The organism is Spirillospora sp. NBC_01491 (assembly GCF_036227065.1).
In the GTDB taxonomy this organism is placed as follows: Bacteria; Actinomycetota; Actinomycetes; order Streptosporangiales; family Streptosporangiaceae; genus Spirillospora; species Spirillospora xylanilytica.
On sequence record NZ_CP109432.1, the window covers coordinates 4,791,309 to 4,815,917 of the forward strand.

20 protein-coding genes, 1 tRNA gene and 1 pseudogene are annotated in these 24,609 nt (G+C 68.8%); 15 read left to right on the plus strand and 7 right to left on the minus strand.

Features of this window, described 5'->3' with window-relative positions; all coding sequences use genetic code 11:
- Positions 1 to 30: 30 nt before the first annotated feature.
- Positions 31 to 573 carry a hypothetical protein gene (locus tag OHA34_RS22285; protein WP_329518797.1) on the plus strand — a complete coding sequence of 181 codons (543 nt, stop codon included), beginning with the start codon at positions 31 to 33 and terminating at the stop codon, positions 571 to 573.
- A gap of 64 nt (positions 574 to 637) precedes the next feature.
- Here OHA34_RS22285 and OHA34_RS22290 read toward each other — a convergent pair whose 3' ends face one another.
- Both OHA34_RS22290 and OHA34_RS22295 read right to left on the minus strand, forming a co-directional pair.
- The gene (locus OHA34_RS22290) at positions 638 to 1,732 is read right to left on the minus strand and encodes a CU044_5270 family protein (RefSeq protein ID WP_329518798.1); all 1,095 of its coding nucleotides are present in this window, start codon (positions 1,730 to 1,732) and stop codon (positions 638 to 640) included.
- Positions 1,729 to 2,346, minus strand: coding sequence for an RNA polymerase sigma factor (locus tag OHA34_RS22295; RefSeq protein WP_329518799.1), 618 nt, complete (start codon positions 2,344 to 2,346; stop codon positions 1,729 to 1,731). The genes OHA34_RS22290 and OHA34_RS22295 overlap by 4 nt, the downstream gene beginning before the upstream one ends.
- Positions 2,347 to 2,610: 264 nt before the next feature.
- On the opposite strand from OHA34_RS22295, the gene OHA34_RS22300 reads away from it, so the two are divergent.
- From OHA34_RS22300 to OHA34_RS22310, 3 genes are all read left to right on the plus strand, one after another.
- Positions 2,611 to 5,058 carry a M16 family metallopeptidase gene (locus tag OHA34_RS22300; protein ID WP_329518800.1) on the plus strand — a complete coding sequence of 816 codons (2,448 nt, stop codon included), beginning with the start codon at positions 2,611 to 2,613 and terminating at the stop codon, positions 5,056 to 5,058.
- A 75-nt stretch (positions 5,059 to 5,133) separates the two neighbouring features.
- Positions 5,134 to 5,727 (plus strand): hypothetical protein, encoded by a 594-nt coding sequence (locus OHA34_RS22305; RefSeq protein WP_329518801.1) that lies wholly within the window; start codon positions 5,134 to 5,136, stop codon positions 5,725 to 5,727.
- 233 nt (positions 5,728 to 5,960) lie between these two features.
- Positions 5,961 to 6,254, plus strand: coding sequence for a hypothetical protein (locus OHA34_RS22310; protein WP_329518802.1), 294 nt, complete (start codon positions 5,961 to 5,963; stop codon positions 6,252 to 6,254).
- Positions 6,255 to 6,311: 57 nt separating this feature from the next.
- Here the strand turns inward: OHA34_RS22310 and OHA34_RS22315 are convergent, their stop codons facing one another.
- Positions 6,312 to 7,457, minus strand: coding sequence for an FAD-dependent oxidoreductase (locus tag OHA34_RS22315; RefSeq protein WP_329518803.1), 1,146 nt, complete (start codon positions 7,455 to 7,457; stop codon positions 6,312 to 6,314).
- A gap of 169 nt (positions 7,458 to 7,626) precedes the next feature.
- On the opposite strand from OHA34_RS22315, the gene OHA34_RS22320 reads away from it, so the two are divergent.
- From OHA34_RS22320 to OHA34_RS22340, 5 genes are all read left to right on the plus strand, one after another.
- Positions 7,627 to 8,247 carry a TetR/AcrR family transcriptional regulator gene (locus OHA34_RS22320; RefSeq protein ID WP_329518804.1) on the plus strand — a complete coding sequence of 207 codons (621 nt, stop codon included), beginning with the start codon at positions 7,627 to 7,629 and terminating at the stop codon, positions 8,245 to 8,247.
- Between the two features lie 1,430 nt (positions 8,248 to 9,677).
- Positions 9,678 to 10,316 (plus strand): hypothetical protein, encoded by a 639-nt coding sequence (locus OHA34_RS22325; RefSeq protein WP_329518805.1) that lies wholly within the window; start codon positions 9,678 to 9,680, stop codon positions 10,314 to 10,316.
- Positions 10,313 to 10,594 (plus strand): hypothetical protein, encoded by a 282-nt coding sequence (locus OHA34_RS22330; protein WP_329518806.1) that lies wholly within the window; start codon positions 10,313 to 10,315, stop codon positions 10,592 to 10,594. Before OHA34_RS22325 ends, OHA34_RS22330 begins: the two co-directional genes overlap by 4 nt.
- A gap of 515 nt (positions 10,595 to 11,109) precedes the next feature.
- Entirely contained in the window at positions 11,110 to 11,361 is a 252-nt protein-coding gene (locus OHA34_RS22335) for a hypothetical protein (protein WP_329518807.1), read from the plus strand.
- A 297-nt stretch (positions 11,362 to 11,658) separates the two neighbouring features.
- Positions 11,659 to 15,288, plus strand: coding sequence for a hypothetical protein (locus tag OHA34_RS22340; RefSeq protein WP_329518808.1), 3,630 nt, complete (start codon positions 11,659 to 11,661; stop codon positions 15,286 to 15,288).
- A gap of 575 nt (positions 15,289 to 15,863) precedes the next feature.
- On the opposite strand, the gene OHA34_RS22345 is transcribed toward OHA34_RS22340, so the two are convergent.
- Positions 15,864 to 16,367 (minus strand): FBP domain-containing protein, encoded by a 504-nt coding sequence (locus OHA34_RS22345; protein ID WP_285939750.1) that lies wholly within the window; start codon positions 16,365 to 16,367, stop codon positions 15,864 to 15,866.
- Between the two features lie 239 nt (positions 16,368 to 16,606).
- On the opposite strand from OHA34_RS22345, the gene OHA34_RS22350 reads away from it, so the two are divergent.
- The gene (locus tag OHA34_RS22350; protein WP_285939748.1) at positions 16,607 to 16,744 is read left to right on the plus strand and encodes a hypothetical protein; all 138 of its coding nucleotides are present in this window, start codon (positions 16,607 to 16,609) and stop codon (positions 16,742 to 16,744) included.
- A 432-nt stretch (positions 16,745 to 17,176) separates the two neighbouring features.
- Here the strand turns inward: OHA34_RS22350 and OHA34_RS22355 are convergent, their stop codons facing one another.
- On the minus strand, positions 17,177 to 17,908 hold the full coding sequence (locus OHA34_RS22355; protein WP_285939746.1) for a hypothetical protein: 732 nt from the start codon (positions 17,906 to 17,908) through the stop codon (positions 17,177 to 17,179).
- A gap of 577 nt (positions 17,909 to 18,485) precedes the next feature.
- Here OHA34_RS22355 and OHA34_RS22360 point away from each other — a divergent pair.
- The gene (locus OHA34_RS22360) at positions 18,486 to 19,136 is read left to right on the plus strand and encodes a class I SAM-dependent methyltransferase (RefSeq protein WP_285939744.1); all 651 of its coding nucleotides are present in this window, start codon (positions 18,486 to 18,488) and stop codon (positions 19,134 to 19,136) included.
- A gap of 285 nt (positions 19,137 to 19,421) precedes the next feature.
- Here the strand turns inward: OHA34_RS22360 and OHA34_RS22365 are convergent.
- Positions 19,422 to 19,495 (minus strand) — tRNA-Gly (locus tag OHA34_RS22365).
- Positions 19,496 to 19,604: 109 nt separating this feature from the next.
- On the opposite strand from OHA34_RS22365, the gene dcd reads away from it, so the two are divergent.
- From dcd to OHA34_RS22385, 4 genes and pseudogenes are all read left to right on the plus strand, one after another.
- Positions 19,605 to 20,180: a dCTP deaminase gene (dcd, locus tag OHA34_RS22370; protein ID WP_285939743.1), complete on the plus strand. Its 576-nt coding sequence runs from the start codon at positions 19,605 to 19,607 to the stop codon at positions 20,178 to 20,180.
- Between the two features lie 258 nt (positions 20,181 to 20,438).
- Positions 20,439 to 21,704 (plus strand): quaternary amine ABC transporter ATP-binding protein, encoded by a 1,266-nt coding sequence (locus OHA34_RS22375; RefSeq protein ID WP_285939741.1) that lies wholly within the window; start codon positions 20,439 to 20,441, stop codon positions 21,702 to 21,704.
- A gap of 142 nt (positions 21,705 to 21,846) precedes the next feature.
- A pseudogene (locus tag OHA34_RS22380) lies at positions 21,847 to 22,524 on the plus strand (ABC transporter permease); the annotation flags it as partial.
- A 217-nt stretch (positions 22,525 to 22,741) separates the two neighbouring features.
- Positions 22,742 to 23,632, plus strand: a complete 891-nt coding sequence (locus OHA34_RS22385) for a glycine betaine ABC transporter substrate-binding protein (RefSeq protein WP_329518810.1) — start codon at positions 22,742 to 22,744, stop codon at positions 23,630 to 23,632.
- A gap of 162 nt (positions 23,633 to 23,794) precedes the next feature.
- On the opposite strand, the gene OHA34_RS22390 is transcribed toward OHA34_RS22385, so the two are convergent.
- A complete protein-coding gene (locus OHA34_RS22390) occupies positions 23,795 to 24,592 on the minus strand; it encodes a ZIP family metal transporter (RefSeq protein WP_285939738.1) in 798 nt (265 codons plus the stop codon).
- Positions 24,593 to 24,609: the final 17 nt, after the last annotated feature.

The window sequence follows — 24,609 nt, forward strand, 5'->3', positions numbered from 1 at the left end:
AAGACCTCGAGCGTCCGGGAGACTCCGGCCATGGGAACCGACGTCTTCGCCTTGATCACCCGTTGGGAGCCGATGGTCGACGCGTTCCGGTCCTCCGGGAGTCTCGACTTCTACTGGAACGCACTTCCAAAACTCCTGCCCTATGCCTGGCAGCATCGCATCTCCGGGGGTTACGGCTTCGTCGAGGCCGCGTGGTACTACGACGCCCTAAGGGAGCATCTGCCGGTCCATGTGCGGACGCCCGCGGACGCATTCGTCCGCATGCTGTACGCCCGCTTGCTGTTCGCCGAGGCCAGCAGCGACGATCTGAAAGCGGACAGCGGTGGGCAGGGGGACGAGTGCGTGCTGTACGCCCTGCGCCCGTCGTCCGTCCGTTCCGCCCTGGAGCGTTTCGACTCCGTACCGTGGGACGCCCTGTCGGAGATCGGCGCGCGGACGGTCGATCCGCCGCGGACCGGGGACCGGTACGTGCCGGACTTCGACGCGTTCGAGACCGTGCTGTACCAGCATTGCCGGTGGCTGCGCGATGCGGCGGCACGCGACCACGGTGTGGTCGCGATCATCAGCCAGTGACCGGGCCACCACCGTCCGCGCCGCCGCCCCGTCCCGAGGACGAGGACGGCGGCGCGCGGCGGAGTCAGGACGCGGGCTTGAGGTACGTCGCCGGGATGGCGCCGACCACCTTCCGGCTGACGATCTTCCAACCGCCGAGGACGGTGCCCTGCTTCTTGTTGGCGGCGTAACCGCCGCCATGCGAGCCCGCGGGGCGTCCGTCGGGGTTCCCCTTCGAACCCGAGTCCGGGTTGGGGCCGGCCGGGTCGGAGCCAGCCGGATTGCTGCCGGCCGGGTCGGGGCCGGCCAGCTCACCGCCGTTCGGGTCGCCGCCCTTGGGCTGGAACGCACGGTCGTGGTCGACGACCTGGCGGGTCCCGATGAAGCGGTAGGTCTTGGGCTCGAACAGCAGCTCGAACCGGATGTCGTGATAGGTCTGGCCCACCGCGATGCTCCCGGGGTCGGGCTTGGAGACCGTCACGCCGGGGAGCGCCCCGGCCGCCTTGAACAGCGCCGCCTGCGCCGCGGGCGTCGGCTCGGGCCCGGAAACGACCTCGTGGACGAACTGGAAGGCCCCCACGTCCGGCGGGAGTGCCTTGATCTTCGAGCCCTGCTTGAGGAGCCAGGCGCGCATGGCCTTCGTGTCGGTCGGCAGATCACGGCGCGGGGTGGCGCCGTTCTTGCAGTCGTCCGGCACCTTGGCCGGATCGATCTTGGTCGCCTCCATCGGCTGGACGGCCTCGCACATCCAGTACCGCTGCTTCCAGTCGCCCGAGTCGAGCTTCAGGCCGATCCCCTTGCCGCTGACCGACCGCCAGAGCTTCTCGTGGATCACGCCGAAGTCCTCGTCCTGCGTCTCGGCCTCGGTGTAGATGTACTGGTCGGGGCGCGGCGCGGCGCCCCGGCCCGCGGTCACCGCGGCGCGGTCGAGGACCTGGACGGCGCTCACCGGCACGATCGTGGACGGCGCCGGTCCCGGCCCGCCGTCCGGCACCGCGACCAGGGCCGCGGCCACGCCACCGGCCAGGCCGAGCGCGGCGAGTCCGCCGAACGCCAGGCGGCGCCCCGGGACGCGGCGGCGGGCGGACATCTCGGTCAGGAGCGCGGCGCGGCGCGCCGTGTGGCGGCCCGCGGGCATGTCCTGCCGTTCCGGCGGCATGAGGGGGTTCTGGTCGGTCATGAGGCTTCCTTCCCGAGGAACGTCGCGGCCTGTTCGGCCCTTCTGTGTCCGTCCGCCCGATCCGGTTCCGTGTTCTGCCGGAGCCGCTTCCGGGCCCTGGCCAGCCGCGACCGCACGGTGCCGACGGGGATGCCGAGCGCCGCGGCGGCCTCCGCGTACCCGAGCCCCTCCCAGACGCAGAGCGCGAGGATCTCCTGATCGTTCCGGGACAGGTTCTTGATCGAACCGAGCACCGCCCGCATCTCGCGTTCGGCCTCGAGGCGGGCCGCGGCCGTCGCCGCGTCGTTGGAGGCGGTCGGCCGCGCGCGCACGCGCTCCAGGGCGGCCCGGTGCCGGCGCAGGCTGCGGCGGTGGTTGTGCAGGACGTTGGCGGCGACTCCATACAGCCAGGGCAGCAGCGAATCCGCGCTCAGTTGCACCTTGGCCCGCCGCCGCCAGGTCTCCATGAAGACCACGGAGGTGAGGTCCTCGGCCGCCGACCAGTCCGCCGTTCGCCGGAAGCAGTAGTTGTAGATCGTGCGCGAATGCCGATCGAAGAGCTCACCGAAGGCTCGCTCGTCGCCGTCCCGCGCACGGGTCCACAGCTCCCTGTCCGGAGGGGGTTCGAGGGTCATGGCCTTCTAGTGTCCGTTCCGCCCTTCCGGTTCCCTCCCAGTCCGACCGGCCGCCGGGACCGCGACGGGCGGCAGCCCGTACGGCCCTCCCGCGTACGCCCGCGGCACCGCGGGGGCCGTCGGGGACATTCCCGGCCGGAACCGGATCGAGCGCAGAAGACCACCAGGACGAAATGAAGGGAATTTGAGATCTATATGCAACTTCTCCCGGCATGAGCGAATTGTAGGATTTCGCGATCTGAAGGGGGAAACAGAGTGGAAGTCGTGCGCACGGACGTCGACGGTGTACCCGTGTTCTGGACCGAGGGCGGCCCCGGCGACGGCGGCTACCGGGCAGCCCTGGTGTTCCGGGTGGGGCGGGCCGACGAGACCCTGGCCAGGGGCGGGCTGACCCATCTGGTGGAACATCTGGCACTGCACGCCGTGGGCGAAGCCGACTACCACCACAACGGCGCCGTGGACTCCGTCACCACCATGTTCGTCGCCCATGGCGAGGCCGGCAAGGTCGCGGCGTTCCTGACGGCCGTCTGCGACGCCCTCCGGGCGCTGCCCATGGACCGCCTCGAAGCCGAGAAGAAGATCCTGCGCACCGAGGCCGAGGGACGCGGCACCGGGATCGCCGGAGAACTGCTGCTGTGGCGCTACGGGGCCGCCACGTACGGCCTTCCCGCCTACGACGAGCACGGCCTGGCCGCCTGCACGCCCGACGACGTCCAGGCATGGTCGGCGCACTGGTTCACCCGGCAGAACGCGGCGCTGGCGCTCATCGGCGGTCCCCCGCCGGAGGGGCTCACGCTGGCGCTTCCCGAAGGGGAACGACGGCCCGTCCCCGAACCCACCGGCGCCCTGCCTCGCACGCCGGCCTACTTCACCAGCGACATCAACGGCGTCGCGTTGAGCGGCATCGTGCCGCGGTCCAGCGCGGCCAGGCTCTACACCAACATTCTGGGCCGCCGCCTGCACCGCGTTCTGCGGCGGGACGGCGCGCTCAGCTACACCACCGACGTCGCCTACACGCCCCGCACCGGCGGCACCGCACAGATCGTCGCGTTCGCCGACGGGCTGGCCGAAGTACGCCCGGAACTGGCAGAGCGCTTCCTCGGCGAACTCGAACGCATCGCCACGGAGCCGGTGGACCCCGCCGAACTCTCCGAAGCCGCGACGGCGGTCCGCACCGGCGCCACGTCCGACGACGCCCGCGCCGCCCAGTCCATCACGCACTGCCTCAGCGAACTGCTGGGCTCCCCCACCACCGACGAGGTACTGGCCGAGTTGGACGCGCTGAATCCGCAGGACGTCCAGGACGTCGGCCGCTCCGTCCTGGACAGCGCCCTGCTGATGCTCCCGCGCGGCCAGCGGCCGGCGGGAGCGCGCTTCCGCCCCGCTCCGACCCACTCGACCGTCGCGGTGGACGGCAGCGTCCGCACCAGCCCCGACGAGGTCCAGCTCGGCCTGATCACGGGCCCGGACGGCGCGACCGTCCTGACCGGCCCCTCGATGACCACCGTCCGCTTCGACCAGTGCGCCGCCGTGCTCGCCTGGCCGGACGGGGCCCGCCTGCTGATCGGCCTGGACGGCATGACGGCCGGCGTCGAGCCGAACCTGTGGAGCGGCGGGCACAACGCCGTCATCGAGATCGACCGGCATGCACCGGCCGAACTGGTCGTGCGCATGCCGGCCCGCCCCGACGAGCGCGTCCCGCCCCGCACCACCGAGGCCACGCCGGCGCCGGAGGAGGCCGACCACGCCGTCACCAGGGCGCTGGCCGCGGCCCTCGGCCTTCCCAAGAAGATCAGGGAACGCCGGCAGGAGCCCGCCTGGCAGGATCCCGAGCTGACGGCCGCGCTGCCCAGGGTCCGCAAGGGCGACCTGCCGGCCGGCCTCGAACTGTTGGCCCGCACCCGCGACGACACGGAGACGCGCTGCCTCTACCTGGAGAACCTCACCGACGCCGCCGCCGGCCGGAGCGCGGAGCTGACGCGGCTGGCCGCGAACGCTCCCGGTGACCCCGACACGCACCTGTGGCTGGGGGCGACCCGTATCAAGGAGGCCTGGCAGGCGCGCAGCGCGCACCGCGCCGAGTACGTCAGCGGAGAACAGTTCGGCCGCTTCTGGCGGCAGCTGGCCCTGGCCGGTCGCCCCCTGTACCGCGCCGCCGAACTGCTGCCGGGCGACCCCGCTCCCTGGGACCGCCTCCAGTGGTACGGCCTCGGCATGCAGCTCGGGCGAGACGAGCTCGACCGGATCTGGCGGGAACTGACGGACCGGCACCCGTCCCTCTATGCGGCCCACATCGGCCGGTCCCAGGTGTTAAGCCAGAAGTGGTCGGGCTCGGACGCCGAACTGCTCGACTTCGCCGAGGCCGCCGTCGCCGGCGCCGCGCCCGGCGACCCGGTCGCCTTCGTGCTGGCCCTGGCCCACCTGGAGGTCGGTCTCGAGAGCGGCGACCTCGACGACCACCTCGCCCGTCCCGAGGTGCATGCCGCGCTGGCGAAGGCCGCCGACCGCTGGCTGGACGCGTCCCGCACCCATCCCAGGACCCTGGAGGCCCACCACTACTTCGGCGCGGTCTTCTACCTCGCGGGAGACCGCGACCGGGCCCGCCGCCATCTCGCCAACGTCGGCCGCACCATCGCACCCGAGCGGGCCTGGGGATACCGGTCCGACATCGGCCGGCTGCTCACCCAGGTCCGCCGGGACCTCCGCTGGTGACACGCACATTCCCGCAGGCGGTTCGCGGCGTGCCGCCCGACTACACTCACCGGCCTGACGATCTTGGAGCGTCCCATGCCCACGTCCGCCCACCTGGGCCCGCGCATCATCCTGCGCGAGACCGAACCTGAGCTCAGGCTCGGTTCCTTCGCCGCCGCGTTCGGCTGGGACAAGACCGTGCACCCCGAGGACCCGCAGGCCGGAACGCTGCGCGAAGTGGTGTGGGAGGGATACGACACCGGGCTTCACTTCATCGTCGACGACGCCACGGGATGTCCCTACCTCTACTTCTCCACCGGCACGGCCAACGACGCCCGAGTGCTCACCCGGATGGCGGCCGAACAACTGGAGGTGTACTCCCGTGAGGAACTGCTCGCCTCCTTCGACGCCGCTCACGACGCCGCAGACCGTCGGCGAGCCCTGCTGATGGCGGCCCTAGGCAGCTCGCACACCTTCGATCAAGATCTCCACCAGCGGATCAGCGACGCGGCGCGCGCCCCAGAGGCCGACCTCAGAAGCGCCGCGATCTATGCGATGAGCTACTCGCCGTCCGTCCGCTTCAAGCCACTGCTGGGACGGCTCAGCGCCGACGACCCGAACCCCGGGATCCGCCAGGATGCCGGGCTCATGCTCGAAGTCTTCGGCGAGGTCGGCACCGGCGGAGGCTGAGGCAGCCGATCAGGCTCCCACCTGAAGCGTCGTCCACACGGGCACGATCAGCCGCGCGCCTGCCCGGCTTCCCTCGCCACCCGCTCCAGCCGACTCCGATGGTCCTCCCACCACTCCGAACCGCCGCCTCCACCTCAGCCCCCGCACCTTGGCCGCCCCAAGGAGGATTCGAGGACGCGACTTCGTCGAGTCGAGGACCAGACCTTTGCGCCGCAAGAATCGGCGATTGGGTCGTGGTGGTCGACGTGTGGTGTCGGCTGTCCGGAAGCTTTGACTACCTGGCCGAGGCGTCCGCCTCGACCGACCTGCACTTGGTGCAGATCTCCGATGAACCGATCACCCTGCACTACAGCGCCGGTCAGCAGGTGATGGACGCGCGAGGTCTCGCCGCCTGCCTGCAAGTCACGCCCTGCGACGATGAGGACGGCGAGACCTGCGCGATGAAATACCTGCGTGAGACGACCGCCGTGTCCTGGGGAAACGATGACCTATGGGGTGCAAAGTTCGTGCTCTTCACCCTCGATTGATGTTCGCCGGCTGCGATGACGTCCTCGACGACGGGGGGGGAGGGGGGGAAGCGCGTGTCACGGCCGGGCTGGACTGAACCGCTCCTCGTCGGGGTCGGGCACGGCCAGCAGGGACTCGGCACCACCTTCGAGCATCTGGGCTATTTCGGTCGAGCGCGGGAGCATCGATTTCTCGTAGCTGCGCACAGCGTCATCGACGGTGGAGGAGCGAACGAGTGAGAGCGCGAGTTCACTGGCGTCGAGCATGGCGAGATTGACGCCGGCGCCCAACGGTGGCATGAGGTGTGCGGCATCTCCGAGGAGCGTCACGCTGGGCGAGTGCTCCCACGTGTGCGGCACCGGCAGGGCGAGGAGAGGGCGATCGGCGTAGGCGCCGTCGTTGTCGCTGATCATCCGGAGCAGCTGGGGCGACCAGGCCGCGTACTCCCCGAGTAGGTACGCGCGGATGCCCTCGGTGTCCTCGGGGCGAAGCCCCTTCCCCGCGATCCAGTCCGCGGGGAGGCGCTGCATGATGTAGACGCGCATGTGGCCGCCACTGTTCCGCTGCGCGAAGAGGCCACGCTCCCCGTCGGCGACGTGGGCGCTGCCCTTCCCGACCAGTTCGGAAAGCTCGGGGTGCGCGATCTCCATGTCGTCGAACCATGCCTCGAGAAAGCTGACCCCTGTGTAGTGCGGTGTCGCGGGCGACACCGCAGTGCGGACGCGGGAGAAGGCGCCATCCGCGCCGATCACGAGATCGGCCCCGACGGCCGTCCCGTCGGTGAACGTCAACGTCCGCGGTCCGTCGGCTGGGCCGCTCACCGACTCGAGAGTGCGTCCCCACTGAACCGTCCCCGCAGCGAGTGAGCTCAGCAGGAGATCGCGCAGCTGTCCGCGGTCGATCTCGGGACGGAGCGTTTCGCCCTCGTCCGGCACATGGTGGGCATGGACGCTCCCCGACGGGTCCATCCGGCGCATCTCCTGCCCCTCGAATCTGGCGAGCGCGAAGAACTGCTCCAGCAGGCCCGCTTCACGGAGTGCGAGCTGGCCGTCGTCCTCGTGCAGATCGAGCGAGCCTCCCTGGTTCCGGGAGCTCGCATCCGGATCGCAGTCGTACACGGTCACCGCGATCCCGTGCTGTTGCAGGATGCGTGCGCAGGTGAGACCTCCCGGGCCGGCGCCGATGATGCTGATGCGCGCGCTTGCGGGTGTCGGTGAGTCCACGGTGGCTTCCCTTCGACGGTCGGGGTTCCGGTGACACTGCGGCGCAGCGGTGTCCGGTGCCGCGCCCCGATGGGCGGCGCCCCCTGTCGAGACCAGCAAAGCATGAACGAGTCAACAACTGCAACCGTTGCACTTTCTGCTTCATTCCACTTACGGGTACAGTGGCGCCATGCCCGACACTCCGCCCCTTGGCCGCCGCGAGCGCAAGAAGGCCGCGACCAGGCAGGCCATCGCCGACGCCGCCCTGGAGCTCTTCCTGGAGCACGGATTCGAACGAGTGAGCGTCCGCGACATCGCCGAACGAGCCGACGTATCGACGACGACCCTCTTCGCGCACTTCCCGAGCAAGGAGGCACTGGTGTTCGACCGCGAGGCGGAGGTTGAGGCCGCCTTGACCGCCGCCGTCCGCGAACGGCCCGCGGGTCAGGGCGTGGTCGAAGCGCTCCGCGCTCACGCACTGACGTCCTGGGTGCGGATGGCGTCGGATCCGCGTCGGGACCGTTTCACCGCGCTGGTGGACCGGACGCCCGCGCTGCGCGAGTACTGGGAGCGCATGTGGATGCGGCACGCGGGCGCCCTCAGTGCCGTGATCGCGGAGGAACTCGGCCGAGAAGCCGATGATCTCGCTTGCTCGGCACTCGCACGGTTCGTCCTGGAGGTTCCGGCCCTGGCCACCGACCGGGACGATCCACGCGCCTCCGTGGAGACGGTGTTCGATCTGCTGATCCACGGTTGGCAGTCGTCGCAGCTCGGTGCCGGGGATGCGACCACGGACCCCCGCAAGGTGTGACACATCGGGATGGACGATCGCACTTTGAGCCGGTGGTCGCGCATCCGCGCAGGAGACAGTACCGGCGCAGCAGGGGTGTTGGGCCGTACGGGGGCGGGTGGGATATCGGCCAGGCAGGCGGACGCCGTGGTCAGCTCGCAGAACGGAGCTCTCCCGCCGTCGCTCGTGGACACGCTCTCCCGCCTGCCGGCCCGCGACCACACTGCTGCCCCGCACGACGACCGGCGTACTGCCGCAGATCTTGGTGAAGGCGAAGCCGGGGGTGCCGCCCGCAGACCACCGGCGGAGGGTCCTCCGAGACGTTGTCTTCGAGACGGCGGTTGACGGGCATAAAGGCGGGCTGAAGACTGAGCACCTCATCGGCCACTGGAAGGATGCCGTGCGTGCTGCACTCGCGGGTCTCGTGGCCGGTGGCCTGCTAGGAGCACTATGGGGCGCCACTAACGAATTCGGGGCTTGGAACAGTGCGATGGGCGCCGGCCTGATAGGTGTTCTCGCGGGGGCGTGTGTCCGCTACTGGAAGGATGCCGTGCGTGCCGCGTTCGCGGGTCTCGTGGCCGGTGGCCTGCTAGGAGCACTATGGGGCGCCAGTAGCGGGTCGTCCGACAGCGCCCTAGGCACTGGTCTGATGGGCGCTATGGCCGGGACGTGCATTGCCTTGGTCGTGACGGCGGTACGCAACTCATGGAGGAGCCGCCGCGAGCAGCGCAAAGAACGCTGAGTATCGAACGTGATCGACCCGGTCTTCCTCGCCATCCGCGCATTATGAGAACGCATCCTCTCCTTGCCTTCAACCTCACCCCCGCCCACATTCCTACGTGCCGCCTTCACCCCTCCCGGGATTCGGCAATCGTCACCGCTTCCCTCCCCACGAAGACGCACCGACGTCACGCAGGAGCCCGCAAGGCTACGAAGCCCTTCGATTCGGTCTCGATCAATCGTCCCGCGCTGCGACGTCGATCGGGCGGCGGGGCGTACCCGCGGCAACGGTTGGCCGGGGGCCGGCGCCCGGTGGTGCGGCGCGCAGCGAGGGGCGGCACCCCTTGATCTGGACAGCGGGACAGTGCGGGGCGAGGGAGACGTGTACGTGTCGGCCTCTGACAGCAACCGGAACGCGGCGCGCCTCCCTACTCTCTGGGACGCACCGCGTTCCTTTTGCGCGAGACGGCCTGAGAGGCACTCTCACTTCAGTGGGTCACGCGAAATTGATGGCGGCTGCTGGAATGCGCGCAAGAGGGGATCGTCGTTTCCGGCAAGAGTGCCTGACCTCGGTGGCAGAATGCGGCGGCAATGCTCCCGTCAGGAAGGAAAGGCCTCGGGATGGACGCGAACGACAAGCCGCGGTCCCTCTACCCGCTGAAGTTTCTGGAGCTCCCCGCGCTGTTGCCCCTGGATCCGGTCGAGCCGGTGCCGGCGGAGGTCGAGCCGGGTTGGAGGCGTACCGGAACGGAGACCTGGACGACGCGATGAACGCGTTGCGGGACGTCGCCGAGACGGGGCGCACGACCGTGGCCGGGCACGCGGCGGCGGCGCTGGCGGGGATCGAACTCGGCGCGGGTCTGATGAACTGCTGGGATTCGTTGGACCAGGTGGCGGAGGGCGAGGACCCTTGGCTGGGGCCGCTGGCCGGAGTGCTGCTCGCGGAGCTGGAGCTGCGGGAGGACGGGCGCTCGCTGCTACGCGGGGTCACCGCGCAGCTCACCGGCGACGCGGAGGCGGCGCGGGCGCTCTACGCGGAGGCGGACGAGGAGATCGCCACCGTTCTGCTCGGCAATCTGCTGATCGTCAGCGGCGACCTCGTGGCGGCCGAGGAGCCGCTGAGGCGGGCGCTGAGGTCGGACAACAACATGATCGCCGGGTATGCGGGGCACCCGCTCGGCCACGTCCTCATCTCGCGGAACGAACTGGAGGAGGCCGGAAACGTCCTGAGCGACGCGTTCTGGCGGTGCCACCCGCGCGGAACGGGTCCCGACGGGCTGGTGCCCTGGGTCGGCGTTCGGATCGGTGAGCTGCTGGCCGGGACGTCATGCTCGACGTGGTCGATGACCTCATGGAAGCCGGCGGCATGAGCGAGCTGTACTTCACGCGGGACTTCTTCGAGAACGCGGCACACTTCACCAAGCACGGCGGGCCGTCGCTCACCAAGATCGGGCTGCACCTGTTCCCGTGCGACTTCGACGTCGTCCGGGACGCGCTTGAGCGGCTGAGCGTGTGGAGCGACGAACGTCACGAGAGGGGCCGGGCGCTGACTGTTCTCCTGGGCAGGCGATTGCTCGTAGAGGAGAAACCCTGGTCCGACTACTACCGACTCTGGCGGGAGTGCGTGGCTGACATCGGCGGCGCCTAAGAGCTTGTCTCATCTGGTGGCGTGATGAGCTGCGGCATCATTGCCTTTCGTGGGTGCTGGATCCGCCGCCGGATCTCCATGGTGGAATCTGATTTTGTGGTCCAACGGGTCGCCCAGAAAGCTCGTCCGACATGATGACCTTGGCGAGTTTCTCGTAGCAGGTCAGCGTGGTGGTGAGGCGGCGGTATCCGAAGAGCCAGGCGATGGACCGTTCGATCTTCCATCGGTGGCTGTGCGGGCTCGCGCCCGCGCTCGGCCTGCACGCCTCGGACCTGTCCCCGATCGCCGGGCGAAGGATGCCGGACGACCTGGGTCCCGTCGCAGGACCCTGCGGAGCGGCATCGGGACGCCGCTCTCGCCTCGAGCGTGGTCCCCATCCTCACCGCATGCAGAGCGACCGCCCAAATCTCACAACACCGCGAACTTGCGCCTCTGTAGTGGCATCGGACTCTGTGTACGACGCACTAGGAGCCGATGGCCGTTTCGGCCCTGGCCCCCGTTCAGAGGAGAGATCCATGAAGTCCTGGCGCTCTTTCGCCGCCGCCGGCCTGATCGCCGGTGCCGCCTTGACCACGGTCTCACTGGCCACGGGCACCGCTCTCGCCGACCCCGGACAGTGGACGGTGGCGGGAGGCGGGTACCCGACGCTGGTCGCCTGCCAGGTGGACGGAGTCAATTACGTCTCCGATCCGGCGAGCAACGGCGGCTACCACGAATTCGCATGCGCCCCGTCCACAGTCGGCACCTGGACCATGTGGGTGCGCTGACCGACCCGCACTGAGAATTCTCCGCCCCGAGACCATGCTCGGGGCGGAGCCCGGGTGCGGTCCAGCTCGGCAAGCTCAGCACGTCCATGATCCGGGACTGGCGGACGCCCATTCTTGACACCAGGGTCTCGGCGAACATGGCGGCCAAGGTGTACCGGCTGCTGCGGGCGGTGCTCATGACGGAGGTTGTGAAAGACAAGATCTTGACCCGCAATCCGTGCCGTTCCAAGAAAAGGATTTTGCTTCCCAGGGAGCATGTTGACTATGCATAAATGGCCCTGGGGGCGGGATGGCGAGTTGGACCTGGACTCGTTACCGGTGGCGCGTTCGGAATACCGCAGGCAGGTGCAGCGTGTCTTTCCGGGCCGGCTGGAGGGGCGGGCGGTGGAACTGGCGGAGCTGGCGGAGTTCTGCACTCGTGCTCAGGGGCCGTCCTGGATGTGGTGGCAGGCGCCGGCGTGGTCGGGCGAGTCGGCGTTGCTGGCCTGGTTCGTGCTGCATCCCCCTGAGGGGGTGCGGGTGGTGTCGTTCTTCATCACCGCGAGGTTTGCCGGTCACAACAGCCGGGCGGCGTTTGTGGAGGTGGTGTCCGAGCAACTCGCTGAGATCGCTGGGGAACCGGCGCCGGTGAGCGCGTCGGAGAGTACGCGCGAGGCGCATCTGCTGGGGTTGCTGGGCCGGGCGGCGAGTGCTTGCCACGTACAGGGGCGGCGGCTGGTGCTGGTGGTCGATGGGCTGGACGAGGATCGCGGGGTGGCGACCGGTCCGGAGGCGCACAGTATCGCGGCGTTGCTGCCGGAGATTCTGCCCGATGGTGTCCGGGTCGTGGTGTCCGGGCGACCTCATCCGCCAGTGCCCTCGGATGTGCCGGAGCGCCATCCGCTGCGGGATCGCGGCGTCATCTGCCCGCTGAGCGCCTCGGCGGCGGCAGGGGCGATCAAGGGCCCTGCGGTACGCGGGTTGACGCACCTGTTGAAGGGGTCATCGGCCGAGCAGGACTTGCTCGGCCTGGTCACTGCGGCCGGAGGTGGCCTGTCGGATGCCGATCTGGCCGAGTTGACCGGGTGGACCACTCCAGAGTCGGCCGAGCACCTGGCCGCGGTCTCGGGGCGGACCTTCACCCCTCACGTCAGCCGGTGGGTGTCGCAGGGTCGGCCCGAGTTGTATGTACTGGCCCATGAGGAACTGCGGATGATGGCCGTTGATCGGCTGGGCGCGCAGCGGCTTGGGGGATACCGGCAGCGGTTGCGCGTCTGGGCGCACGGCTACCGAGACGGAGGATGGCCTGCGGATACCCCGGAATATCTGCTGCGGGGCTATTTTGCGATGCTGCGTGCGGCCGACGACCTGCCGGGCATGATCGAATGCTGCCTTGATACGGCGCGGCATGACCGGCTGCTCCATGTCAACTGCGGCGACCATATCGCTTTGGCCGAGATCAAGGCCGCCCAAGAGGTCATCTGTGGTAGCGAATTCCCTGACCTGCCGACGATGTTCCGCCTCGCCATCACCCGTGACTACCTCCAGCAACGCAATTCCAACATTCCCTCAGATCTACCCGCGGCATGGGTAATGCTGGGCGCTCCAGACCGGGCTGAGGCCTTGGCCCGTTCTCTCACCGACCCCTTCCGGCAGGCGCGGGCGCTATCGGATCTGGTGGAGGCGGTGATGGCCAGTGGTGACCTCGACCGGGCCGAGGTCCTGGCCCGCTCCCTCACCGACCCCTCCCAGCAGGCGCGGATGCTGTCGGATCTGGTGACGGCGGTGGCGGCCAGTGGTGACCTCGACCGGGCCGAGGTCCTGGCCCGCTCCCTCACCGACCCCTCCCAGCAGGCGCGGGCGCTGTCGGATCTGGTGACGGCGGTGGCGGCCAGCGGTGACCTCGACCGGGGTCGCGAGCTAGCCGCTCAGGCCGAGACCCTCGCCAACTCCCTCACCGACCCCTTCCAGCAGATGTGGGCGCTGTCGGTTCTGGTGAAGGCGGTGGCGGCCAGTGGTGACCTCGACCGGGCCGAGACCCTCGCCAACTCCCTCACCGACCCCTTCCAGCAGGCGCGGGCACTGACGGATCTGATGACGGCGGTAGTGGCCAGTGGTGACCTCGACCGGGCCGAGACCCTGGCCCACTCCCTCACCGAACCCGCCGAACAGGCACAAGCACTGACAGACCTGATGACGGCGGCGGTGACCAGCGGCGACCTCGACCGGGGACGCCAACTGGCCGCCCAAGCCGAGACCCTCGCCAACTCCCTCACCGAACCCTCCGATCAGGCGCGGGCGCTGACGGACCTGATGAAGGCGGTGGCGGCCAGCGGTGACCTCGACCGAGCCGAGACCCTCGCCAACTCCCTCACCGAACCCTCCCAGCAGTTGTGGGTGCTGAGCGATCTGGTGACGGCGGTGGCGGCCAGCGGTGACCTCGACCGAGCCGAGACCCTGACCCACTCCCTCACCGACCCCCTCCAGCAGGCACACGCACTGACAGACCTGGTGGAGCCGGCGGTGGCCAGCGGCGACCTCGACCGAGGACGCAAGCTGGCCACCCAGGCCGAGACCCTCGCCCACTCCCTCACCCGCCCCGCCCAACAAGCGCGGGCGCTGACGGACCTGATGAAGGCGGTGGCGGCAAGCGGTGACCTCGACCGGGCCGAGACCCTGGCCCACTCCCTCACCCACCCCTCCCGGCAGGCACAAGCACTGACAGACCTGGTGGAGCCGGCGGTGGCCAGCGGCGACCTCGACCGAGGACGCAAGCTGGCCACCCAGGCCGAGACCGTCGCCCTCTCCCTCACCGAACCCTCCGATCAGGTGTGGGTGCTGAAGAGTCTGGTGACGGCGGTGGCGGCCAGCGGTGACCTCGACCGAGCCGAGACCCTGGCCCGCTCCCTCACCGACCCCTTCGAGCAGGCACAAGCACTGACAGACCTGATGACGGTGGCGGTGGCAAGCGGTGACCTCGACCGAGCCGAGACCCTGGCCCACTCCCTCACCCACCCCTCCCGGCAGGCACAAGCACTGACAGACCTGGTGGAGGCGGCGGTGACCAGCGGCGACCTCGACCGGGGACGCCAACTGGCCACCCAAGCCGAGACCCTCGCCAACTCCCTTACCCACCCCGCCGAACAGGCGTGGATGCTGAGACGTCTGGTGAAACCGGTCGCGGTCAGCGGTGACCTCAACCGGGCCGAGACCCTGGCCCGCTCCCTCACCAATCCCCTCCAGCAGGCACAAGCACTGACAGACCTGATGACGGTGGCGGTGACCAGCGGCGACCTCGACCGGGGACGCCAACTGGCCACCCAAGCCGAGACCCTCGCCAACTCCCTCACCGAACCCTCCCAGCAGTTGTGGGTGCTGAGCGATCTGGTGACGGCGGTGGCGGCCAGCGGTGACCTTGACCGGGGACGCGAACTGGCCGTCCAGGCCGAGACCGTCGCCCTCTCCCTCACCGACCCCTCCGATCAGGTGTGGGTGCTGAGCGGTCTGGTGAAGGCGGTGGCGGCCAGCGGTGACCTCGACCGAGCCGAGACCCTGGCCCACTCCCTCACCGACCCCTTCGGGCAGGCACAAGCACTGACAGACCTGGTGAAGCCGGTGGCGGCCAGCGGCGACCTCGACCGGGGACGCGAACTGACTGCCCAAGCCGAGACCCTCGCCCTCTCCCTCACCGAACCCTCCCAGCAGGCGCGGGCGCTGGTGATGGTGGCGCAGACCGTGGATGAGCGCGCGGCTAAGAACTACATCGCTCAAGCTCTGTCCGTGGGTGCTTGGACTATCCCCCTGGATGCCTTTGCCAGGGTCGATCCAGGTCAGTTGCTGGCAGTTGCCGACTACTTCCTGCGTAGCTCAGTAAGCCGGTCGGCTGGGGCGGGACCGGCCCGGAGAGACCGCATGCCCGGCCCGGACGAACCGGCCCCGGCCGCGTAGCGGCCGGTTTAGAGATGTAGAGACCGTTCTCCTCCAGCCGCATCCAGCCTTCAGCGTCCTCTGGGATCGGGGGCGGTGGTTGGGTCGTGCGTCGTTGTGGGTGGGTCCGGGGTGGCAGAACGCTCGGATATAGGTGAGGAGCGGCTTGCGGGGATCGGTCGGGAGTTGCGGCGGCTGCGGGGCTGTCGGGTCCTCATCGCCCCTACGACGACGATGGCCTGCGGAGCGACAAAGGCCCGACGTAAGTCGCAGACGTAGACCACGCCCTCGCTCTCCCCGCCGGCTGATCACGGTGGGTCCCAGTGTCATCCGGGTGTCTAACGATCAAGAGCTGAGAAAGCGTGGAGCGGGTGACGGGAATCGAACTCGCGCTATCAGCTTGGGAATCATTCTGATCTTGCCCCTCAGGGCCGCTGACCTGGCGTAGTGCCGTGCCGCAAGTGACCGTGAATGCCCCTTGATCACCGTGGCTAATCGCTCGTCGCCTACCTAGTGCTCCGGCTCGCGGGGGGCTGGGGGCTGCGAAGCCCCTCGCTTCGGGCACGCCCAACCCTTTGGCCCTGAGCACCCGCTGATTAGGCGACGACCGAGGCGACGAAGGCGTCCAGGTTCGCCCTGATGCGCGCGACCTTCTCCTCAAGAGAGACACCGTCGTCGTGGCCATCGCCCAGCAGGGTCTGTTTCCTTCCCCGTACGTAAAGGGAGCAGGCCAGGTCAGCGCACAGGTACTTCCCGACGGTGTTGCCCCGCTTGCCAGTCTCGCCGCTGCGCCTCGCGCTCATCAATGCGACGCCGCCGCCGGTGTGCACGGTCTGGCAGAACGAGCACAGACTGGTCGAGTTGAACCCGCGCGCCTTGCCGGGCGCGGACGCGAATCGCAGCGCGATCCCGGTAAGCTGGTCACCCGTGTCAGCGACCAGGTAAGCGCGGTCGGGGGCCTTGGGATCACGCCAGCCGAGGAAGTCAAGGTCGTCCCAGGGTGACTGCGTGAAGTCCTTGGGAAGGTTGAGGCGCTTGGCGTCGCCCTTGGAGCAGTTGACGAAGCAGGACCTCAGGTCGTGTTCGGTAATCGCTCGCATGAGGTGCAAGCCTAGGTTTGCGTTCGTGGCACGGGCAAAGGGTTATCGGGCTAGCGACCTTGGGGAGTGGCCGGCGCCGTGGGCGGATTCCAGTTCAAGCATCGAGGGCCTAAAAGCCGCTGCCCGCATCTCGTGGGCCTGCTCGTTGGAACGGGACTCCTGCCCTCTTCGATGTTCGCTTGGCGGTTCTGGGGCGGCCGTGACCGCGCTGCGAGACGGGACCGGACGGAACAGGCCGCATGCCCGGGTCGCAGAGCCGGGCACGGCCGCCCCGGCGCCCGCTGGCAGGCGCCCTTGACGCTCTGGTGCGCGCCCAGCAGAAACAGAGCGATGTGGACGACGACCGCAAGGCGGGCGTGCTGGTGCCGATGGCGTAATCGTTCGCTCATCGCTTGTCGGCGTCGGAGCAACGGAACGACTAAGGCCCAGTGTTGGGGATCATGTCTCTGATCTGGGCCTTTGCGTGGAGCGGGTGACGGGAATCGAACCCGCGCTATCGGCTTGGGAATCAAACCGATCCCGGCCGTCATAGCGGCTGACCTGCCCTCGCTCGTACCGCCAATGACCGTGACTGCCCCTTGATCACCCTGCCTAATTGCACGCTAATTGCACGCCGCTTGCCTCGCTGACCTACACCGAACCGGCGGGCTCCCAGCGATCGCGCGACACCCCTCGATGCGAACTACCGGCGTACCCGGGCCTTCGCGGCTCTGCCCAGTCGGCAACGTGTGTCGGCGTTTGGATGCGTAAGCCGTTGTGTGCCTCTGTTGCTGTACTCGTCTGCTGTACAGGTCTTCGTGCCAGCCGCATCAAGGTTGATCGAACTCGGTCTCTGGCATCGGCTCGTCCGGGCACCGGTTCTCCGCCCAGGGTTTCCAGGCGCCCTCGTCTACTCGGCTGCTCATGCGATCCGCTTCAACGCAGGCCCGCATCAGCTGCGAGGTCGTGAGGGAAATGGCGGCTATGTAGACCCGGCCCACGTGATGGCAGAGCACGGAGCAATCTTCGCCGGACCGCATGCGCCTCCAAGGTTCGCCTGCTACAGCGGCCAGGTCCTCGACTGACCATCCCAGTGGCCCCGTCATCGCCTTGAGTTGCTGCATGTTATGCCAGCCCGCGCGCATCATGCCGTTGATCGTGACGCGGGACAGGCCGGCAAACGGCAACTCCCTGACGCCGAAGCCGCGGTTGCGCAGGAACCCGCTGAAGATCCTTGCGAACCTGTCCATGCCGGACGGAGTCGCTTCCGCGTCTTCGGGTACCTCGGCCGCCGACGCCGGGTTGCCCAACGCCGGGCAGGACACGTAGTCCTCCAGGGACCCCAACCGAGCGTGGTCGCAGAAGGTCACTCGGTAGGCGAACTCCTTCAGGACCTCGCGATCACGGGCCGGTGGCAGCAGGAGCGCGGGCACCGGATGTCCCGCGATCACCAAAATGTCGGAGAGGGGCAGGCCCAGTTCGTCCGCCAGGGCGCGCAGCCTCGCCGCATCGAACTGTTTGCCCCTGGCCACAAGATCTCGCAGCGCCTCAGCCCGCGTCATGGTTCACACGCTACGGGCGGTTGCGGGCGGGGCCAAGACGCGAATAGAACCAACCGGGTCCGGCGAACGAGAAACCTGGCGCTTGGCAAAACCAAGGCCCAGGTACGGGATCTGATCCCTGACCTGGGCCTTCGTGGTGGAGCGGGTGACGGGAATCGAACCCGCGCTATCAGCTTGGGAATCAAACCGATCCCGGCTGTCATAGCGGCTGACCTGCCCTCCGCTCGTACCGCCAATGACCGTGACTGCCCCTTGATCACCGTGGCTAATTGCACGCTAATTGCACGCCGCCCGGCCGCTGGCCTGCGCCGATCGACATGTGTCGGTGTCTTGTCGCCGGGTCGGCGCTTGGCCCGTACGGACGCGGGACGTTCCGGGGTGCTCGTTCGCGCGAACGGCGCGCAACCCCGTGACAGACCGTTTCGCGCGAACGAGTGCCCCGGCTCGCGGGGGCCCAGGGGGCGGCGCAGCCCCCTGGTTCGCGCTCGCTCCACCGATCACGCCGCGGGACCGGCCCAGTCTGCTCACCTTCCGAAGATCGGCGGACGGCTTGTCGTCATGGGCTACCGTGCCGATCATGGGCACGGACGACTGGTTGACCAACACTCGAACCTCGTATGACACAGTCGCAACCAACTACGCCGCTCAAGTGCGCGGTGCCATCGCTGGGCATCTGTACCTTCGCGCGGCTCTGGCCCTGTTCGCTGACAGTGTGCGGGCGGCTGGTGGCGGCCCTGTGGCAGATGTCGGCTGCGGCCCCGGCCACGTGACCGCCCACCTCCACGAACTCGGTCTAGAAGCATTCGGAATCGACCTCTCGCCTGGGATGATCGACGTGGCCCGGCGCGATCATCCGGGCCTTCGGTTCGACGTGGGTTCGATGACGGACCTGAATCTTCCGGACGCCTCGGTTGCCGGCCTACTCGCCTGGCAATCCTTGATCCATATACCCGATGAACAGGCGCTGACGGTGTTCGAGCACTTCCACCGAGCATTGCGTCCAGGCGGACCGCTTCAACTCCTGTTCCACGTCGGTGACGGGTCACAGTTGAAGACGGAGGGGTATGGCGGTCAGCCGATGAAGGTCCATGTCCACCGTCGTCAGCCTGACCAGGTGTCGTCCTGGCTACGTAACGCGGGATTCGAGGTCGAGGCTCAGATGCTGCTCAGCCCGGGCGAACCTGCTTCACAGGCGCTCGTATTTGCACGCCGGAGGCTTCAGGCGTAAATCCATGCCAAAGCGGGCGGGTGGGCGACGCGGCGCGGCGGGACCGGACGGGACAGGCCGCACGCCCGGCGCGCCGGGGCGGGCGGCCGCCGGCGACCGCGTAGCGGGCGCCCTTGACGCGCTCGTCCAGGCCGAGCAGACCCGAGACGGTGAGGATGACGACGGGCCAGCCGGAGCGCTGGTGCCCGTGGCCTAATCGCACGCTAATTGCACGACGGCTCTGCGGAGGCCCGGCAAGACCAAGGCCCAAGTACGGGATCTGATCCCTGACCTGGGCCTTCGTGGTGGAGCGGGCGACGGGAATCGAACCCGCGCTATCAGCTTGGGAAGCTGAAGTTCTGCCATTGAACTACACCCGCGTGGGGCGGTGGGGAACCGCCGCGTGGACATCGTACCGGAGATCGGGGGGCGGGTGGGACCGGGACGGGGCGTGCGCGGGGGGCGGCGGGAGCCGGTAGCTTTTCTGACGTGCTGCTCTCTGATCGCGACATCAGGTCCGAGCTCGAATCCGGACGGGTGAGGATCGACCCGTACGAGCCGAACATGGTTCAGCCGTCCAGTGTGGACGTGCGCCTGGACCGGTATTTTCGGGTGTTCGAGAACCATCGGTATCCGCATATCGATCCCGCGGTCGAGCAGCGGGATCTGACCCGGATGGTGGAGGTGGACGCCGACGAGGCGTTCGTGCTGCATCCGGGGGAGTTCGTGCTCGCGTCGACGTACGAGGTCTTCGCGCTGCCCGACGACCTGGCCGCGCGGTTGGAGGGGAAGAGCTCGCTCGGGCGGCTGGGGCTGCTCACGCATTCGACGGCGGGGTGGATCGACCCGGGGTTCACCGGGCACGTGACGCTGGAGTTGTCGAACGTGGCGACACTGCCGATCAAGTTGTGGCCGGGGATGAAGATCGGACAGATGTGCCTATTTCGGACGAGTTCGCCGTCCGAGTACCCCTACGGATCGGCGAAGTACGGGTCGCGGTATCAGGGCCAGCGGGGGCCGACACCGTCGCGGTCCTATCTCAACTTCCACCGGACGAAGGTCTGATCGATTCGTCCGGGAGAACGGGAGGGCAGGTCACCGTGGGCAAATGTGACGCAGATCACCAAAAGATGAAACATCTTCTCGGGACGGGTAGTTTCGGTCGACGCACAGCGTTGGCGTCCGGTTGACAGCTTCTTAACGTGAGCCACATCTCCTCGGGCGCCGTGCACGGATAAGCGCGCTCACAAAGTTTCCGCGCACCCCCGGACCGCCGGGGGCCGGCGTCCACTTCGGATGCCCGTGGGAACACGAAAGGAGATCGTGTCCATACTCCGCGCGGAAAGCGTCACCAAGTTGTTCGGCCGGAAGGCGGCCGAGGCGCAACGAAAACTCAAGGCGGGCTCGGATCCTGAGGAGATCCGCGCCCTCGGCGTCACACCGGCGGTGGTGGACGCGACCTTCGAGGTCGAGCAGGGCGAGATCTTCGTGGTCATGGGCCTGTCCGGCTCGGGCAAATCGACCCTGATCCGGATGTTGAACGGGCTCCTGGAGCTCACCTCGGGCAGCGTCGAGATCGACGGCGAGGACATCGCGAAGATGTCGCCCAAAGCACTGCGGACCTTGCGGCAGAACAAGGTCAGCATGGTCTTCCAGCACTTCGCCCTCTTCCCCCATCGCACCGTTCTGGCCAACGCGGCGTACGGCCTCGAAGTCCGCGGCGTCGCCAAGGCAGAACGAGAGGAGACCGCCCGGGAGTTCCTGGGCCTGGTCGGCCTCGACGGCTGGGAGGACAAGGTCCCCGGCCAGCTCTCGGGCGGCATGCAGCAGCGCGTCGGGCTCGCCCGCGCCCTGGCCGCCGGGACCGACATCATCCTGATGGACGAGGCGTTCAGCGCGCTCGACCCCCTGATCAGGCGCGAGGTGCAGGATCTGCTGATCGACCTGCAACGCCGGCTAAACCGGACGATCGTGTTCATCACCCACGACCTGAACGAGGCCATGCGCATCGGGGACCGCATCGCGGTCATGCGCGACGGCCGGATCGTGCAGATCGGCACGGCCGAGGAGATCCTCACCGACCCCGCGAACGACTACGTCGCGCAGTTCGTCGCCGATGTGGACCGTACCAGGGTGCTGACCGCCGCGTCGGTGATGGAGAAGCCCCTGGTCACCGTGCCCGCCAGCAGCGGCCCGCGGACCGCGCTGCGCACCATGCGCGAGCACCAGACCTCCGCGGCGTTCGTGCTGACCCGGGAGCGCAGGCTGGTCGGGAAGGTGAAGGCCACGGCCGTCGCCGACGCCGTCACCGACGGGGTGCAGTCGCTCGACTCACTGCTCGACCCCGAGGACCTGGACCCGGTGGCGCCCGACACCTCCGTGGCCGAGCTGTTCGCCCGCTGCGCCGAGAGCGATCTCCCGGTTCCGGTCACGGACGAGGACGGGACCCTGCTCGGCGTGATCCCCCGGGTCACGCTGCTGGCCGCGCTGGGCGCGATCAACACTCATGTGGTGGAGGTCACGGAGGAGCCCGCGGGCACCCCCGATCTCGAACTGACGAAGGAGGGCAGCACCGTTGACGCAGAATGACGTGATCGCCTCCGGTGTGCCCCGCGTGCCGGTCGGTGACTGGTTCGACAGCCTGGTCGGCTGGATGACCGACAACCTGGGCGTGCTCTTCGACGGGATCAGCTCCGCGGTGACGTTCACCGTCGAGCACCTCACCACCTGGCTGACCGCTCCGCCCACCTGGGTGCTGATCCTGATCTTCACCGCGCTGGCGCTGCTGCTGGCCGGCTGGAAGCTCGGGCTGTTCACGCTGCTCGGTTTCGGCCTGATCGACAACATGGAGCTGTGGCAGCCGGCGATGGACACGCTGGCGATGGTGCTGGTCGCGGCGGTGGTGGCGGTGGTGATCGCGCTCCCGCTCGGCGTCGCCGCCGCCCGGAGCAACGTGGTGAGCCGCGTCCTGCGTCCGATCCTGGACCTGATGCAGACGATGCCGCCGTTCGTCTATCTGATCCCGGCGGTGTTCTTCTTCAGCATCGGCGTGGTCCCGGGCGTGGTGGCGACCGTGATCTTCGCGCTGCCCCCCGGCGTCCGGCTCACCGAGCTCGGCATCCGCGGCGTCGACAAGGAGATGGTGGAGGCGGGCCACGCGTTCGGCACCCCGCCGAACCGCATCCTGACCCGCATCCAGATCCCGCTCGCGATGCCGTCGATCATGACCGGCATCAACCAGCTCATCATGCTGTCGCTGTCGATGGTCGTCATCGCGGGGATGGCCGGCGCCGACGGTCTCGGCGGCGAGGTGCTGGAGGGCATCAACCGGGTCGACATCCCCAAGGGCTTCGAAGGCGGCGTCGCGGTCGTCGTGGTGGCGATCTTCCTCGACCGGCTGACCGGCTCGTTCGGCCAGGGCGGCGGCATGGGGCTCACCCTCTTCCAGCGGGGCGCGAGCAACATGTCCTCCGGGCGCACCGTGGACCCCACCAAGCTGACCACGAAGCCGCGCGCGAAGACCCCCGCCGAGGTGCCCGCGAAGACGTCCGAGAAGGCGTCCGCGACGGCAGCGGCGGACTCGCCCCGTTGAACCTCCCGAAATACAACGAAAGGACACAGGCAGTATGCGCCTGACATTCAAGAAGGTGGCCGTGGCCACCGTGGCGTTGTCGCTGACCCTCTCCGCCGCGGCCTGCGGTGGCGGCGACGACTCCGGTTCCGGCAAGAACGACAAGAAGCTGACGATCGGCATGGTGTCCGGCTGGGCCGAGGGCGAGGCCGCGACCGCGCTGTGGAAGCGGGTCCTGACCGACAAGGGCTACACGGTCGACGTCAAGACGCTGGACACCGGCCCCCTCTACACCGGCATGTCCAAGGGTGACGTGGACCTGTTCCTCGACTCCTGGCTGCCCGGCACGCACGAGGACTATTGGAAGAAGTACGGCGACAAGCTCGAGAAGGTCGGCGTCTGGTACGACAAGGCCCCGCTGACCATCGCGGTGCCGAATTACTCGCCGCTGAAGTCGCTGGCCGACCTCAAGGGCAAGGGCTCCAGCTACGACGGCAAGATCATCGGCATTGAGAAGAGCTCCGGCCTCTACCGGGTGTCGCAGGAGGAGATGCTCCCCGCCTACGACATCAAGGACGAGTACAAGGTCACCACCTCGTCCACGGCGGCCATGCTCACCGAGCTGAAGAAGGCCACCGACGCCAAGAAGGACATCGTCGTCACGCTGTGGCGTCCGCACTGGGCCTACAGCAAGTTCCCGATCCGCGACCTGGCCGACCCCAAGGGCGCGATGGGCAAGCCCGACGGCGTCAACACGATCGCGCGCAAGGGCTTCGGCGAGGACCAGCCCGAGGTCACGGCCTGGCTGAAGAAGTTCAGGATGGACGACGAGCACCTCGGGCCCCTCGAGGACTTGATGGAGAACAAGTTCAAGGGCAAGCCCGACGAGGCCGTGAACGAGTGGATCAAGACCAACGGGGACTACGCCAAGCAGCTCACCAGCTGAGTCCCCGTCCCGGGTACGTCCTGGGACCGTTCCCGGGACGGCGGGCAGGGGCGCTCCAGCGCGCTCCAGGGCCGTCCCGCGGGACGCGAAGGTGACAGAGGGCCGTCCGGGCGACCGGACGGCCCTCTGCCGTTCCCGGACGTTCCGGATGTTCCCGGGACGTCAGTCGGCCAGGCCGACGCCCAGCAGGACCACGACGAGGCCCAGCGCGGTCGCGCAGAGCGTCAGGATCCTGGGGTGGTCGCTGTGCGCCTCGGGCAGGATCTCCGCCGCCGCCAGGTAGAGCAGCACCCCGGCGAACAGCCCCAGATACGGGCCGAGGACCGAGCGGGGCACGCTGATCAGCAGGGTGGCCGCGGCCCCGGCGATCGGGGCGAGGGCGTCCGCGAACAGCAGCACCAGTGCCGGACGCCGGCCGGCGCGGTTCAGCGAGGCGGCGGTGAAGGTGTTGAAGCCGTCCGCGAAGTCGTGCGTGACCACCGCGAGCGCCACGAACGCGCCGACCTCGGTCCCGGACTGGAAGCCGAGTCCGATGCTGAGCCCGTCGATGAAGCTGTGCGCCACCAGCGCGCACGCGGCCAGCAGCCCCACCTTCGCCGCCCCGGCTCCCTGGGCCCCGGTCGCCTGGGCCCCGGCGGCCGGCGGACGGGGCACGGCGGGACCGTGCGCGTGGACGTGCGGCGCGTACTCCCCCTCGTGCCCCCGGTGGATGGCCACCGACTGCTCCACCACGTGCAGCAGCAGGAAGCCGCACGCGAAGCCGATCATCGGCGCGGGCACCCCCAGCGGTCCCGGGCCGGACATCTCCAGTGACTCGGGCACCAGGTCGAACGCGACGACGCCGAGCATCAGCCCGCCGGCGAGGCCGAGCACCAGATGCCGGTGGTCGTGCACGCGCATGGCCGCGAGACCACCGGCGAGCGTCATCAGGAACGCCAGGAGCGACAGCAGCACGGCCATGGTCCGGTCCTATCCCG